This window comes from Pseudosulfitobacter koreensis, from assembly GCF_024733015.1.
GTDB lineage: Bacteria > Pseudomonadota > Alphaproteobacteria > Rhodobacterales > Rhodobacteraceae > Pseudosulfitobacter > Pseudosulfitobacter koreensis.
In genome coordinates this window covers 186992-200692 of sequence record NZ_JANKJG010000005.1, presented here as the reverse complement: position 1 = coordinate 200692, position 13701 = coordinate 186992, and the positions used below count along the sequence as shown (strand labels likewise).

General features: G+C 63.5%; 14 protein-coding genes. 4 read left to right on the top strand and 10 right to left on the bottom strand.

Annotation, left to right across the window (positions count from 1 at the left end; translation table 11 throughout):
* Positions 1-8: 8 nt before the first annotated feature.
* From NTA49_RS09290 to lptF, 3 genes are read right to left on the bottom strand one after another with little or no spacing between them, the layout of a single operon-like run.
* Complete coding sequence (locus NTA49_RS09290) at positions 9-2231, bottom strand: LPS-assembly protein LptD (protein ID WP_258294456.1); 2223 nt, start codon at positions 2229-2231, stop codon at positions 9-11.
* Complete coding sequence (gene lptG / locus NTA49_RS09285) at positions 2215-3312, bottom strand: LPS export ABC transporter permease LptG (RefSeq protein ID WP_258294455.1); 1098 nt, start codon at positions 3310-3312, stop codon at positions 2215-2217. The genes NTA49_RS09290 and lptG overlap by 17 nt, the downstream gene beginning before the upstream one ends.
* Positions 3309-4442 carry an LPS export ABC transporter permease LptF gene (gene lptF, locus NTA49_RS09280; protein ID WP_332844283.1) on the bottom strand — a complete coding sequence of 378 codons (1134 nt, stop codon included), beginning with the start codon at positions 4440-4442 and terminating at the stop codon, positions 3309-3311. The genes lptG and lptF overlap by 4 nt, the downstream gene beginning before the upstream one ends.
* A gap of 219 nt (positions 4443-4661) precedes the next feature.
* Here lptF and NTA49_RS09275 point away from each other — a divergent pair, with 219 nt between their 5' ends.
* On the top strand, positions 4662-6155 hold the full coding sequence (locus NTA49_RS09275; protein ID WP_258294453.1) for a leucyl aminopeptidase: 1494 nt from the start codon (positions 4662-4664) through the stop codon (positions 6153-6155).
* A gap of 3 nt (positions 6156-6158) precedes the next feature.
* Complete coding sequence (locus NTA49_RS09270; protein ID WP_258294452.1) at positions 6159-6611, top strand: DNA polymerase III subunit chi; 453 nt, start codon at positions 6159-6161, stop codon at positions 6609-6611.
* Positions 6612-6616: 5 nt separating this feature from the next.
* Here the strand turns inward: NTA49_RS09270 and NTA49_RS09265 are convergent, their stop codons facing one another.
* From NTA49_RS09265 to NTA49_RS09255, 3 genes are read right to left on the bottom strand one after another with little or no spacing between them, the layout of a single operon-like run.
* Complete coding sequence (locus NTA49_RS09265) at positions 6617-7198, bottom strand: retropepsin-like aspartic protease family protein (RefSeq protein WP_258294451.1); 582 nt, start codon at positions 7196-7198, stop codon at positions 6617-6619.
* A gap of 26 nt (positions 7199-7224) precedes the next feature.
* Positions 7225-7851 (bottom strand): MarC family protein, encoded by a 627-nt coding sequence (locus NTA49_RS09260; protein WP_258294450.1) that lies wholly within the window; start codon positions 7849-7851, stop codon positions 7225-7227.
* Positions 7852-7903: 52 nt separating this feature from the next.
* Positions 7904-9751, bottom strand: a complete 1848-nt coding sequence (locus NTA49_RS09255; protein WP_258294447.1) for an ABC-F family ATP-binding cassette domain-containing protein — start codon at positions 9749-9751, stop codon at positions 7904-7906.
* A gap of 132 nt (positions 9752-9883) precedes the next feature.
* Here NTA49_RS09255 and ndk point away from each other — a divergent pair, with 132 nt between their 5' ends.
* On the top strand, positions 9884-10306 hold the full coding sequence (gene ndk, locus NTA49_RS09250) for a nucleoside-diphosphate kinase (protein WP_258294446.1): 423 nt from the start codon (positions 9884-9886) through the stop codon (positions 10304-10306).
* 78 nt (positions 10307-10384) lie between these two features.
* Here ndk and NTA49_RS09245 read toward each other — a convergent pair whose 3' ends face one another.
* From NTA49_RS09245 to NTA49_RS09235, 3 genes are all read right to left on the bottom strand, one after another.
* Entirely contained in the window at positions 10385-10750 is a 366-nt protein-coding gene (locus NTA49_RS09245; RefSeq protein WP_258294445.1) for a DUF4112 domain-containing protein, read from the bottom strand.
* Positions 10743-10913, bottom strand: coding sequence for a YqaE/Pmp3 family membrane protein (locus tag NTA49_RS09240; RefSeq protein WP_258294444.1), 171 nt, complete (start codon positions 10911-10913; stop codon positions 10743-10745). Before NTA49_RS09240 ends, NTA49_RS09245 begins: the two co-directional genes overlap by 8 nt.
* A 307-nt stretch (positions 10914-11220) precedes the next feature.
* Positions 11221-12174 carry an aldose epimerase family protein gene (locus NTA49_RS09235; protein WP_258294443.1) on the bottom strand — a complete coding sequence of 318 codons (954 nt, stop codon included), beginning with the start codon at positions 12172-12174 and terminating at the stop codon, positions 11221-11223.
* A gap of 85 nt (positions 12175-12259) precedes the next feature.
* Between NTA49_RS09235 and NTA49_RS09230 the strand changes: the two genes are divergently transcribed.
* Positions 12260-13195, top strand: a complete 936-nt coding sequence (locus NTA49_RS09230) for an aminotransferase class IV (RefSeq protein WP_258294442.1) — start codon at positions 12260-12262, stop codon at positions 13193-13195.
* Between the two features lie 34 nt (positions 13196-13229).
* Here the strand turns inward: NTA49_RS09230 and NTA49_RS09225 are convergent, their stop codons facing one another.
* Positions 13230-13595, bottom strand: a complete 366-nt coding sequence (locus tag NTA49_RS09225) for a DUF983 domain-containing protein (protein ID WP_258294440.1) — start codon at positions 13593-13595, stop codon at positions 13230-13232.
* Positions 13596-13701: the final 106 nt, after the last annotated feature.

Genomic DNA, 13701 nt, shown 5'->3' with positions numbered 1-13701 from the left:
TTTCCCGCTCATTTCGCCTGCTTTCCGCATGATCTAACGTATTTTTCGGTTCCTTGCGAGACCGAGAAGCCCCGCAGGGACACTGTAAAGCCCAGATTGGTCGAGGGCTCAATACTTGTCGAGGAACTATACCGCCGGCTGACGGAGAATCTCGCCGACACACATTCGTTGTTGTACGTCAGGCCCGCACCCGCATAGGCGGACCGGTTGTCGGCCAGATCATAGCGCCAGTTGGCGGCGGCGGTCCAATTCTGGTTCAGGTCATAGCTGCTGGCCAGCGTCAGCTCGGAGACCGCGATGGCGCGGTCTTCGGCGGGGTCTTCGCCCAGCCAGACATAGCTGCCGCCGACGGTCGCGCGCTGGCCGATCCAGTCACCGCGCAGCTCGGCCTTGGCCACGTCGAACCCGTCGTTGAAGACCGTCCGCCCCGTCACCGCCAGCCCGTTGCGGTTTTTCAACTGTCCCGCAAAGAGGATGTCCGACGTCGTGCCCGACAGGCCCGAGGTGTCGGAATAGTCCAGCGCTGCCTGACGGCGCACCACCTGTCCCAGTGTCACGCGGGCCTCCCATCCGGCGGGGTCAAAGCGTGACCAGTTCACGCCGTAGGCCGCCACCGCACCGCGCTCGCGGCGGTCGGGGCGCGGAAAGCGCGAGAGCGTCAGCAGGTTGCCCTCGTCGAATTCGACCCGTGTGCTTTCGTCGTTGGGCACGTCCAGATCGCTGCCGCCGATAAAGCCGACCTGCAAGAGCGGTTCCAGCAGTTGCGTCGATCCATCGGCCCCGTGGCGCACCAGCGGATAGCGCAGAACCAGTTGCGCCTGCGGTGTCAGCCCTGCGTCGCTGTCGGGAAAGAACGCGTCCTGCGCCACTGTGAACGCATCCGCTTCTATGCCCAATGAGGCTTCGGCGCGCACGCCGCCTACCAGGGTCCAGCTGCGCAGCCATTCGGCTTCGACATTGATGCGTTGCACATCGCGCCCGTCCACGATGCCATCGAGGTTGGCATCGGTGTCCACGTCGGAATTGCGGTAATGCGCGTGGGCGTTGCCGGTGAAACGCAGCTCGCCGCCGAAGGCGCGCGGGAAATGGCGTCGCTCGAACGTCGCGTTCAGCACGTTGGTCGGGATGGTGTCGTTGTCTTCGCTGTCGCGCAGGCTGCGGAAATTTGTGTACCGAAAGCTGATGTATTCATCGCGCCGGACCCGCGCCAGCTCGACCGCGCTTTCCAGGCGGTCCTTGCCGGAATAGCCGTAGTCGGTGAGATAGGCGGTGTCGGTCGTGGTTTCGATGTTGAAGGTCAGCACAAAGTCGCGGCGCAGATCGAACCGGCCGTTCCCGAACAGATAGCCACGGGTGTCGCTCGGTTGCAGCTCGTCGTCGGACAGCGCCCCCAGAAATGAGATGCGCCCGTTGCGGAACGCCTGACGATAGCGGAATTCCAGCGTCTTGGTGCGCCCCGTCAGATAGGGCGTCAGGGTCAGGTCGCGGTGATCGCCGAGCTTGATGAAGTATGGAACCTTGATGCCAGTGCCCAGCTGCGTATCGCTGGACAGGGACGGGATCAAAAAGCCCGAAGCACGCTCCAGCGTCGGATCGGGCAGGCGCAGGCGTGGGATATAGAACACGGGCACATTGCCGATGCGAAACTGCGCGTCGTCGAAATACAGCTGCTGCGCCTGCTTGTCGTGCACCACGCGGCGGGCACGGATCTGCCACAGGGGCGGGCGGCCATCGTCGCAGACATGGCACGAGGTTACGGCAGTTTTATACAGTTGGGTATAGCGCCCGCCGACGCGGTTCATCTCGACCGCGGCCAGTTGCAACTGCTGGTTCAGGACCATGCGCGCACCGACCAGAAGACCGTCTTGCAGGTTGCGGCTGAGTTCAGCCTGATCGGCGACGATCACCACGTCGTCGCCGTCCTCGATTGTGATCGGGCCGGTGATGTCCAGCACGCCGGTCTTTTCGTCATAGCTGATCGCGGAGGCGCGCAGGCGGGTGGTGCCGTGATAGGCCTCGACATTGCCGCGCGCGGTCAGCACCCGGTCGCGGGTCACGATCACGTCGTCGGCCACCAGCACCGCAGGGGTCTGTTGCTGGCCCGCCACGGGCTGCGGTGGCACTGCGCGGTTCTGTGCGGCAAGCGGCGTGGCCATCAGGGCGGCGGCCAGCAGGATATGGGGCCGCAGGATATGGGAGAGCGTGCGCACCACCTCAGCCGTCCTCGGCATGAAGCAACAGCCCAAGCGCCAGAAAGATCGCGGCGGCGGGCGGTGCCCAGGCGGCCAAGGCCACCGGGATCTGCCCGTTCTCGCCGAGAATCTGTGCGAAACTGCGAATGAAATACAAACCGAACCCCAAAAGCACTGCTGCCAGCACCGCCGTTCCGGTGCCCCCGAACCGGGTATGCCGCATGGTGAAGGCAGCGGCAACAAGAACCATCGCCATCAGGAACGCGGGCCGCGCCAGTTCGGACTGGAACCAGACGATCTGATGCCGCGCGGAAAAGCCCGCCTGTTCCAGCTGTCTGATATAGTCGGGCATGTCCCAGATCGACACGCCGCCCAGGGTGCCCAGGCTGTCACGGATACGTTCCAAAGTCAGGGTCGAGGGCACCTGCAGCATCGTATATGTCTCGGCGCTGGCTTCGGGGTTCACGGCGTCGGCCAGCGGCCAGACCTTTGCCGCGCGCAGCGCCCAGGCTCCGTTGCCCAATGCGGCGCTGTCCGCCTCGATCCGGCGCTGCGGGCCGCCAAGCGGCGCATATTCCAGAAACGTCACGTCATATAGAACCGAGGCGTCGGCGTTCGAGCGGGCGGCGCGGATCACCGTCTGCCCGTCGGCACCGCCCTGACGCAGCCAGACACCGTCGCCCGAGACCAGAACCGTGGCCTGTCCGTTGTTGCGATAGCTGTCCGACAACACCGCATAGCGCTTGGTCGTCGAGGCCACGATCGGCCCCAGCATGGTCACCGCCAGCGCGCCGATGACCAGTGCCACCGCCACTGGGGCCAAAAGCGCGTTTATTGCGGAACGCCCTGCGGCGCGGGTCACCACCAGCTCGGAGCTGCGCGCCAGCCCGATGAACAGCACCACGGTTGCGAGGATCATGATCAGCGGCAGGATCTCGTTGATGGTTTCAGGCGTGTGCAGCAGCGTCAGACCGATGCGGTTGGCAAAGCTCACGTCGTAGTCAGCAAATCGGCGGGTCTGCTCGATCAGATCGACCAGTGCGATCAGCGCAAAGAACACGCCCGTCAGCATCAGGAACGCCATGGCAAAGCGGCGGGCAAAGTAGAAGTGCAGGATCATGTGGCCTCCGCCATGCGGGGCCTGCGTCGGCGCAGCAGGCCGGGGTAGGCTGCCCATGTCAGCATTCCGATGACCAGCACCAGCCCGATCAACGAGGGCAGGTACATCATCGGCCACAGGGCCGCATCCTCCAGCACCATCTGCGCAAAGGTGCTGCGCAGCCCGTCGATGCCGATCAGCAGGCCAAAGGCGATCACCGCCTCGCGCCAGACGCCGAAGCGGGAATAGCCGCCGATCATCAGCGTCGAAAACCCGATCAGTGCGGCCACGATGCAGAACAGCGGCTGGGCAAAGCGGTTGTGAACCTCTTCGGCGATATCGCCGTGGCGCGCGCCGGTCTCGTCCGAGATGCGGTCCCAATCTGTCAGCAGCGCCAGCGTGTTCATGTTGCGGATCGAGCCCGTGACCTGGGTGTCGCTGCTGACCAGCCGGGAGATGTCGAACGAGAAATCAACGAACTTTGCGGTCGACAGCCGGTTGTCTGCAATGTTCAGCCGCTGCGCGAGCCCGTCGACCATGATCAGCGTGGTGCCCGCGTCATTGCGCACCAGATAGGCTTCGGCGGCGGTGTAGATCACGCGCTGCTCGGGGTTGCGCCGGTCCGACAAGAACACATCGCGCAGCACACCGTCCTCGCCGATCGCGCGGGTGTAAAAGGTGACCTGCGCTGCGGGCGACAGGAACGTGCCTTCGGTCAGCAGGCGCGAGGTGACGTTGCGCGAAATCTCGGCCTCGCGGATGCTCAGCTGGCCCTGGGCCGCAGGCACCAGCACATGCGCCAGCAGGGTCATCATCGCCGCCACTATCAACCCGTAGGCGAGCACAGGCCGTGCCATGCGCCAGGGCCCCGTGCCGGTGGCCTGCATGACCACCAGTTCGGATTCGCCCGACAGCCGGTTGGTCACGTAGACCGATGCGGCAAATGTGGCGATTGGCAGCACCGTCACGATCAGCTTGGGCAGGCTCAGCGAGGTGAATTCGAGAAACACCAATGCGGTCTGGCCGTCGCCGATCAGCCGGTCGAACAGGACCACCGCACGGTTGATCCAGAACACCGCGACCAGCACCAGTGAGAAAAAGCCGAACAACAGCAGAAACTGCGACAGCATGTACCTGTCGAATCTGGCCACATACCCCCCCAAGGTTGCGCATTGACGTGCAAGACTGGCGGCAACTTAGCCCATGGCATCGCGGTGGGAAACCGGTAAATCCGCCCACTATCAGGCACAGGCGGCTCGGCGCAGGCACTTGGAGCATCGGCGGGTATCGGTCGCTCTGGCCATGACGGCACCTGCACGCTAACAGTTGGAAAACCGAAATCTCAAAACAATCCCGCGAAAGGATGCCCCATGCCCGCCAAACCGACACCGATGACCAAAATCACCTTCGAGGCACTGGACATCGACGCCCTGGCCACCGCCGAGGGGCGCGTCGCCATCGTGCTTTCCCCAGACGGCAAGATGGACGCCGCCGCGCGGCGCATCAACAAGCTGACCCGCGGCGCGCTGGAACGGATGGTGCGGCTGGCGGCAAGCAAGGACTTCGCCGATTTCAAACCGGGTGGGCTGGTCAGCATATCCGTCCCCGCCAACATGGCCGCCGACGCGGTCGACGTCGTGTGCCTGCCGCGCCGCGCATCGACCGAAGAGGCGCGCAAGGCCGGGGCGGCATTGGCCAAGGTTCGTGGCACCGCCGACATGCTGATCGCCATGGGCAACATCAACCACATGGCCGAACTGGGCTTTGGTCTGGCGATGCGCGACTATGGGTTCAACGCCCACAAGACCGACGCGACACCCGCCAAAGGGTCCGTGCGGATCATGTGCACCAAGCACGAAGAGGCCGCAGCCGCAGCAGCACCCTTGATGGCCGTGGCAGAGGGTGCTTTCTTTACCCGCGACCTGATCAATGAGCCCGCGAACGTGCTGACCACCACCGAATTTGCGGACCGTCTGAAAGCGATGGAAGACATCGGGCTGACAGTTGAGGTTCTGGATGAGGAGCAGCTTGCAAGCCTCAGAATGGGAGCACTTTTGTGCGTTGGGCAGGGGTCTGACAGCCCGTCCAAGGTTGTTGTCATGCACTGGAATGGCGGCACCGAGGGCGATGCGCCGCTGGCCCTGGTCGGCAAGGGCGTGGTGTTCGACACCGGCGGCATCAGCCTGAAACCCGGTGCCGGCATGGAAGACATGACAATGGACATGGGCGGTGCGGGCGTCGTCTCGGGCGTGATGCGCGCACTTGCGCTGCGCAAGGCGAAGGCGAACGTGGTCGGGCTGGTCGGTCTGGTCGAGAACATGCCATCGGGCAACGCGGTGCGTCCCGGCGACGTGGTGACCTCGATGAAGGGCGACACCATCGAGGTGATCAACACCGACGCCGAGGGGCGGCTCGTGCTGTGCGACGTGATGTGGTACGCGCAGGAGCGGTTCAAACCGGCGGGCATGATTGATCTGGCAACGCTGACCGGTGCGATCATCGTCGGTCTGGGGCACGAGAACGCGGGCGTGTTTTCCAACGACGACGATCTGTGCAATGCCTTCCTGAAGTCCGCACAGACCGAGCACGAAGGTGCGTGGCGGATGCCGCTGGGCAAGGCCTATGACGATCAGCTGAAAAGCCGCATCGCCGACATGAAGAACGTGGGCGGACGGCCTGCGGGCTCGATCACCGCGGCGCAGTTCCTCAAACGGTTCGTGAAGGACGGCACGCCTTGGATCCACCTCGACATCGCCGGGGTCGCTTCGGTCAAATCCGACACGATGCTGGCACCCAAGGGCGCGACCGGATGGGGCGTGGCTGCGCTGAACCGGTTGGTCGCGGACAAGTTCGAGAGCAAATAGGTGATGGGGGCTGCGTATTTTTATCATCTGACGCAGCGGTCGATGGAGGACACGCTGACCATGCTGCTGGGCAAGGCCCGAGGTGCTGGTTGGCGTGTCGCCGTGCGCGGGGTTCAGATGTCGCGCATGGCGCAGCTGGACAGCCGGCTGTGGCAGGGCGACGGGTTCGTGGCGCATGGCGTGGCCGGTGGGGCGCATGATGCAGCGCAGCCGATCCTGCTGACCACCGATGCCGATTGTCCAAACGGAGCGACCTGCGTGATGTCCATCGACGGCGCACAGGTCAGCGCCGACGAGGTCGCGGCGATGGAACGGGTCTGCATCCTGTTCGATGGCATGGACCCGCAGGCGCTGGACACCGCGCGGGGCCAGTGGAAGGCGCTGAAAAACGCAGGGGTGTCAGCGCAATACTGGTCCGAAGAATCCGGTCGCTGGGAGAAAAAGGCCGAAACCTGAACGGCTTAGCGTGTAAGGGTCAGCGTGTCCTGGCTGATCGAGATGGTGCCGAAGTGCTGCAGGTATCCCATCCCCAGAAGCGATCCGTCCATCTCTCCTGCGTTGACCACCGCGGGCACGTTGCGGTCCTCGATCGGGCCAAGCGCCACGCGGTCCAGCCGTACCGGGGCCAATGCGACCTCGCCGTTGGCGGTGCGCGCGCGACCGATATAGTTCAGCGTTTCCGGGTCGATGCCTGCACGTCGCGCGTCACGTTGGCTGAGCACGATGTCGGTTGCACCCGTGTCCACAACGAAGGGGATGTTGGTGTCGTTGATATCCAGGCTGACGTAATAGTGGCCATCGGGGCTGCGCGGAACGGACACCGCGTTTTCACCCACCACGCTGGCGCGGTAGGGCATCGAGGCGCGGGTGATGTCGTCCCAAAGGCCAACGGCGGCGATCGCGCCCACGATGATCAGCCCCCAGACGGCGGCATATTGCAACGTCTTGTTCATTGATTGGCGCCGCGCGGCAAAGCCCCAGGCGACGACCATCACCAGAAGCAGAACGAGATAGATCAGGCGGCCCGTGTCGAATGTATCCATGCGAGGAATATAGGCAGCCGCGCGGGTTAACCAAGACCTTCGTAGAAACTGAAGGCGCGCAACCCGTCCAGCACGAACTGCACCGACAGCGCGGCAAGCAACATGCCAAGCAGTCGCGTGACCACGGTGATGCCGGTCTTGCCCAAGGCACGCTCAAGCAGGCCGGAGGCAAGAAACAGCACGAAGACCACCAGCAGAACCGCCAGCGTGATGCCGATCACGATGCCCAGACCCGCAAACCCCGGTTGCTGACCGGTCAGCAGGATCACCGAGGCGATGGCACCGGGGCCCGCGATCAGCGGGATCGCCAGCGGAAACACCGACGGGTCGTCGCCGGGGGCTTCGGACGTATCCTCGCGCCGTTTCGTGCGACGCTCGAACAGCATGTCGAGGGCGGTGATGAACAGGAGTATCCCGCCCGCAACGCGAAATGCGGGCATGGAAATGCCGATAAACCCAAGAAGTTTCTCGCCGACCAGGGCAAAGGCCACCAGCACCAGAAACCCCGTCACGCAGGCGCGCACCGCGATGCTGCGACGCTGGTGGTTGGTCATGCCTTGGGTCAGTGCCACGAACAGCGGTGCCATCCCCAGCGGGTCGATCACCACGAACATGGTGACGAATGCGGTGATCAGGAAGGCGGTGTCGATCATCGTGGTCTCCGAAGGGGCGTGTTTTGGGGGCCTTTTGCGACCCTGACAGCGATCAGACTGCTTCGGCGCGTTCCAGCTTTTCCAGTGACGCCATCCACATCGCTTCGGCACGGTCGAGCGCATTCATCACTTCGGCGTATTTCTTCTGCCAGACTTCGGCCTCGCCGGTCTTGGTGTCTTCGTAGAGCGCGGGATCGGCCAGTTTCTTGGCCAGTTTGTCGCGCATCTCGTTCAATTTGTCCACGCGTGCTTCGGATTTGCGGGCCTCGGCGCGCAGTTCCAGCACCTGTTCGCGGCTGGCGCGCTTGACTTTGGGTTCCTGCGGTTTGGCGGGCTTGGCCGGTTTGTCCGCCGACAGCAGCATCTTGCGATAGCTTTCCAGATCGTCGTCATAGGGGCGCACGGTGCCGTCCGACACCAGCCACAGCCGGTCGGCGACCAGACCCAGCAGGTGCATGTCGTGGCTGACCAGGATCACCGCCCCGGTATAGGCGGTCAGCGCCTCGACCAGCGCCTCGCGGGATTCGATATCGAGGTGGTTGGTCGGCTCGTCGAGGATCAGAAGATGCGGCGCGTCGATGGTGGCCAACAGCAGTGACAGACGTGCCTTCTGGCCGCCCGAAAGACGGCCCACGGCGGTGTCGGCCTGATCGGGGCCAAGCCCGAAGCCCGCAAGATTGGCGCGCAGTTTCGACTGCATCACACCGGGGCGCATGGTCTGCAGGTGTTGCAGCGGCGTCTCGTCGATGTGCAGCTCGTCGACCTGGTGCTGGGCGAAATAACCGATGCGCAGCTTGGTCGAGCGTGTCGCCTTGCCCGACATCAGCGGCAGGCGGTCGGACAGCAGTTTCGACAGGGTCGACTTGCCCTGACCGTTCTTGCCCAGCAGGGCGATGCGGTCGTCCTGATCTATGCGCAGGTTCAGCTTGGACAGGATCACCGTGTCGCCGTAACCCGTTGTACCACCTTCGATATTGATGATGGGCGGCGACAGCTCTTCGGGCTCGGGAAAGGTGAACACGCGTTTGGCTGCCTCTTCGGGGGCCGCGATCATGTCCATCTTTTCGATCATCTTCAGACGCGATTGCGCCTGTTTCGCCTTGGAGGCCTTGGCCTTGAAACGGTCCACAAAGCTTTGCATGTGCTCGCGGCGCGCCTGTTGCTTCTTAGCCATCGCGGCCTGTACGGCGCGGCGTTCGGCACGCTGGCGCGCGAACTGGTCGTAGGGGCCGGAGTAATAGGTCAGCTGGCGCTCTTCCAGATGCAGGATCGCGCCCACTGCACGGTTCAACAGGCCCCGGTCGTGGCTGATGATGATGACCGTGTGAGGGTATTTCGCCAGATAGGCCTCGAGCCACAGCGCCCCTTCAAGGTCGAGATAGTTGGTCGGCTCATCGAGCAGCAACAGGTCGGGCTGCGAGAACAGCACGGCGGCAAGCGCCACGCGCATCCGCCAGCCGCCAGAGAAGTCGGAACAGGGTTTGAGCTGTTCGGCATCGTCGAAGCCCAGCCCCTTGAGGATTGTGGCGGCGCGTGCTTCGGCGGACCATGCGTCGATGTCGGCGAGACGCGTCTGAATTTCGGCGATGCGGGCGGGGTCGGTGCTGTCGTCGGCCATCAGCTCGGCACGTTCGGTGTCGGCGGCCAGAACCGTGTCGAGCAGCGATGTGGACGAGGCGGGAACCTCTTGTGCCACACCGCCGATACGCGCCTTGGTCGGCAGGGTGATGCTGCCGCCCTCAAGAACCAGCTCGCGGCGGATCAGCTTGAACAGGGTGGTCTTGCCCGTGCCGTTGGCCCCGATCAGGCCCACCTTGTGACCGTCGGGAATGACTGCAGAGGCCCCTTCAAGCAAGGGGCGACCGGCGATGGAATAGGATATATCTGATATGCGCAACATGGACGCGGTGTGCCGCAATGCGGCGACGCCGTCAATCGCCGCTTTTCAAGCGTGAAACCCCATGCTATCCGAGCCGCGATTTCAATTCACGGGGGCCGCAGGGTGTGGTGCCCGAACATCTGGAGCACTATCATGGCCCTTGAGCGCACATTCTCGATCATCAAGCCCGACGCAACACGCCGCAACCTGACCGGCGCGATCAACGCCAAGTTCGAAGAAGCGGGCCTGCGCATTGTCGCGCAAAAGCGCATTCACCTGACCAAGGCGCAAGCGGGCGAGTTCTATTCGGTGCACTCCGAGCGTCCGTTCTATGACGAGTTGTGCGAGTTCATGGCGTCCGCGCCCATCGTCGCGCAAGTGCTGGAAGGCGAAGGCGCAATCGCGAAAAACCGCGAAGTCATGGGTGCGACCAACCCCGCAGACGCAGCCGCGGGCACCATCCGCGCCGAATTTGCCGAAAGCGTTGGCGAAAACTCGGTTCACGGTTCGGACGCGCCTGAGACAGCCGCAGTGGAAATCGCGTATTTCTTCTCGGGTCTGGAACTGGTGGGCTAAGCCATCTTCACGGGGCTTCGGCCCTGGGGAAATTGAACGGGCCGGCGCGAATAGCACTGGCCCGTATTGCATTCCGGCTCAGAGTTGCCGCACGACCTCTTGTGCGGCGAAGTGTTCGCGCAGCAGCTTGGTGTTGCGTGTGTTCGCCTTCCAGCCGACGTCAAAGATGTCACCGACCAGCGGGATCGACCCGATCAGCGCGTCGACGCCGATGTTGAACCCCATCCGCGCCACCAGACGGTTGGGCGCGCCCATGCGCCGCCCCTGCAGCACGATATAGCCCGCAGGCCCCAGCGCCAGCAAATCCCCGACACCGGGCACGAGGCCCATGATGCTGTCAAAGCCGACGCGCACGCCGATCAGCGGCACGCGAAAGGCGCGGTCCATCTGCTGTGCCACGCGATCAAGATGATCGAGCTGTTCGGCACGGCTGCGTTCAGGCATGGCGTGGGCTGCGGGCGATGATATAGACCGCGTGGACGATGCCGGGGATATAGCCCAGAATGGTCAGCAGGATGTTCAGCCAGAAATGTTTGCCGAAACCTTCCTGCAGGAAGACGCCAAGGGGCGGCAGAAGGATGGCGATCAGGATGCGTAGCAGGTCCATGTCAGGGCTCCGTTCTTGTGTTCACGTTACCGATGCAACGTCGAACCCAAGGTTCCGGTTCCCTTCATGGGTTGCTCAGAGGCTGCTCAGAGGCTGGCGTAATCCGTGATGACGGGTTGGGGTTTGGCCGCCTGCGGCTGGCTGCCTTGCGCGGATACGGATGGTTTGGGCTGGTGCTGCTCGGGCTGAAACATGGTCGTACCTTTTTGCTTGGGGCCGGACCTGCCGGGGGGCGACAGGATGTGGGACCGATGCGGACCAATATGCACGCCCGCCCGAAAGCTCTGATGCCGAAATTGAGGCAAAATCAAGGTATTTGTGACGGCTCCAGCGTGTAGATTGTGCTTTGGCGGTACGCTTCGGCGGGTTTCAGCACAATCGGCAGAAAACCGTCATGGTGCGGTGCGTCCGGCCACCCCTGCGGCTCCAGCGCCATGGCCGCGAAGGGGCCCGTCTGCGCGCCCAGGTGGGTCCGTCCGGTGGCAGCGGTCAAAAGCGATCCGTCATAGACCTGCAAGCCCGGTTCGGTGGTTGCGATGGTCAATTGCATCCCGTTCGGGCCGGTCAGCCGCGCGGCGGTGCGCAGTGCATCGCTGCGCGCACCGGCCAGACAGAGGTTATGATCCAGCGGCGCGGCGTCGCGCAACAGTGTCGGCGCGCGGGCGGTCAGCCCGAGTTCCTCGACCGGCGCTTGCGTTCCGATGGGCAGTTTGTCGGGCATGATCGGCAGGTATGTGTCGGCAAAGACCAGCAGTTCGTGGTCGCGGATGTCACCGTCGCCCGCGAGGTTCCAATAGGGGTGGTGGGCGATGTTCATCACCGTCGTGCGGTCGGTGGCGGCGTCGATGTCCAGCCGCAGCGATGTATCCTGCAGCGTATAGCGCGCCGAGATCTGCCGCAGGCCGGGCAGGCCGCAATCGCCGTGCTGCAGGGTCAGCGAAAATGTCACCGCGGTTTCGCTGTGCTCGGTCACCTCCCATGTGCGGGCGTGCAGGCCATCATCGCCACTGTGCAGGCAATTGGCCCCTTCGTTGCGCTGCATCTGCCAGCGGGTGCCGTCGATGTCGATGGCGGCGTCCGTGACCCGGTTGGCGACCGGACCGACCAGCGCACCCATATAGGTGCCGTCGGACCCTTCGGCCCAGCCCAGCACCACGCTGCGCGTGTCTGTTCCGTGCCAAAGCCCGCCAAGCCGCGCCCCGTGGGCCAAGAGCCGCGCGCGCAGGGTGCCGTTTGAAATCTCGATGTAATCTTCAGTCATGCCGCCATCCTGCCGCAGCGATCAGCGCTTGACCATAGACCTTTGCATCGCTCTTTTGGGCCCGAATGCGAAAAGGATGCCCCCGATGACAGACCCCGACCACGTATCGACCCACGACGCCGCCGCAGATGACCGCAACGACCATATCAAGATCTACGTCGACGGCGATATCGTGCACCGCGACGACGCCAAGGTGTCGGTCTACGACAGTGGTTTCATGCTGGGCGACGGCATCTGGGAGGGTCTGCGGCTTTATGACGGCGTGCTCAGCTTTCTGGATGCGCATCTGGACCGGCTTTATGAGGCGGCGTTGTATCTGGATCTGGATATCGGGATGGACCGCGACCAGTTGACGGCAGCGATCCGCGATACATTGCGCGCCAACGACATGCACACCGACGTGCACCTGCGGGTGATGGTCACGCGCGGGCGCAAGCGCAAACCGTTCCAGCATCCACACCTGAGCATCTGGGGCAGCACCATCGTGATCATCGCGGAACACTCAAAACCCGACGAGAGCATGGTGCAGCGCGGTATCCGCCTGCACACGGTGCCACATCATCGCGGGCTGCCGCTGACGCAGGATGCCAAGCTGAACTCGCATTCGAAACTGAACTGCATCATCGCGCTGAACCATGCGATCCGGGCCGGGGCCGACGAGGCGCTGATGCTGGACCCGTTCGGGTTTGTGAACACCACCAACGCCTGCAACTTCTTCATCGTGCGCAAGGGGGCGGTTTGGACCTCGACGGGGGACTACTGCATGAACGGCATCACCCGGCAAAAGGTGATCGACCTGTGCCGTGAAAACGCGATCCCGGTCTACGAGCGGAACTTTTCGCTGGTGGACACCTATGGCGCGGACGAGGCGTTTCTGACCGGCACTTTCGGCGCGCAGACACCGGTGTTCGAGATTGACGGACGGGTAATCGGTGGCGGCAATGCGGGGCCGGTGTTTCACCGCATTCGCGCGTTTTACAAGGATCTGATCGCGGAGCAGGTGGCGTTGGCCAGGGGCTAGGGGGTGGCTCTGCAAGGCCTCGTGTCTTGCGGATTCAGAACCCGTATAGTCGCGCGGCCCATTGCAGGCCGATGAACACACCCTTCACGCGCGGCAAAAGCCAGAGCGCCAGACCGGTGGCCGCGCCCATCAGGGACAGTGCCACAACCAGCGGGCTTGGGTCATAATTGGCGTAGATTATTGCAAACATCGGAAAGATGATTGCAACGACTGCCATCAGGGTGAAATAGGCCGGGCCGTCGTCAGTGCGTGCATGAGTAAGGTCGATGCCGCAGTGACTGCATTTGTCCTTCACCTTCAGGTAGGAGTGAAGCGTTTTTCCGACGCCGCAGGAGGGGCACCGCAGCATGAACCCGCGGACGATTGCCTGTTTGGTGCTGCGTTCGTCTTCTTCGCTCATGTGACCCGGTTCTGTTGATGGTGTGCGCCTCAGGGGGGCAGCCTAGTGGACCTGACGCAGGTTGCAATCTGCGATTGCGCGCGCTGAGACGCGTCGGTTTACACAG

Bases quoted from the DNA above. Each gene is read 5' to 3' on its own strand.
- NTA49_RS09290 (WP_258294456.1), bottom strand. From the start codon at position 2,231: ATGCCGAGGACGGCTGAGGTGGTGCGCACGCTCTCCCATATCCTGCGG.
- lptG (WP_258294455.1), bottom strand. From the start codon at position 3,312: ATGATCCTGCACTTCTACTTTGCCCGCCGCTTTGCCATGGCGTTCCTG.
- NTA49_RS09275 (WP_258294453.1), top strand. From the start codon at position 4,662: ATGCCCGCCAAACCGACACCGATGACCAAAATCACCTTCGAGGCACTG.
- NTA49_RS09270 (WP_258294452.1), top strand. From the start codon at position 6,159: ATGGGGGCTGCGTATTTTTATCATCTGACGCAGCGGTCGATGGAGGAC.
- NTA49_RS09265 (WP_258294451.1), bottom strand. From the start codon at position 7,198: ATGGATACATTCGACACGGGCCGCCTGATCTATCTCGTTCTGCTTCTG.
- NTA49_RS09260 (WP_258294450.1), bottom strand. From the start codon at position 7,851: ATGATCGACACCGCCTTCCTGATCACCGCATTCGTCACCATGTTCGTG.
- NTA49_RS09255 (WP_258294447.1), bottom strand. From the start codon at position 9,751: ATGTTGCGCATATCAGATATATCCTATTCCATCGCCGGTCGCCCCTTG.
- ndk (WP_258294446.1), top strand. From the start codon at position 9,884: ATGGCCCTTGAGCGCACATTCTCGATCATCAAGCCCGACGCAACACGC.
- NTA49_RS09245 (WP_258294445.1), bottom strand. From the start codon at position 10,750: ATGCCTGAACGCAGCCGTGCCGAACAGCTCGATCATCTTGATCGCGTG.
- NTA49_RS09240 (WP_258294444.1), bottom strand. From the start codon at position 10,913: ATGGACCTGCTACGCATCCTGATCGCCATCCTTCTGCCGCCCCTTGGC.
- NTA49_RS09235 (WP_258294443.1), bottom strand. From the start codon at position 12,174: ATGACTGAAGATTACATCGAGATTTCAAACGGCACCCTGCGCGCGCGG.
- NTA49_RS09230 (WP_258294442.1), top strand. From the start codon at position 12,260: ATGACAGACCCCGACCACGTATCGACCCACGACGCCGCCGCAGATGAC.
- NTA49_RS09225 (WP_258294440.1), bottom strand. From the start codon at position 13,595: ATGAGCGAAGAAGACGAACGCAGCACCAAACAGGCAATCGTCCGCGGG.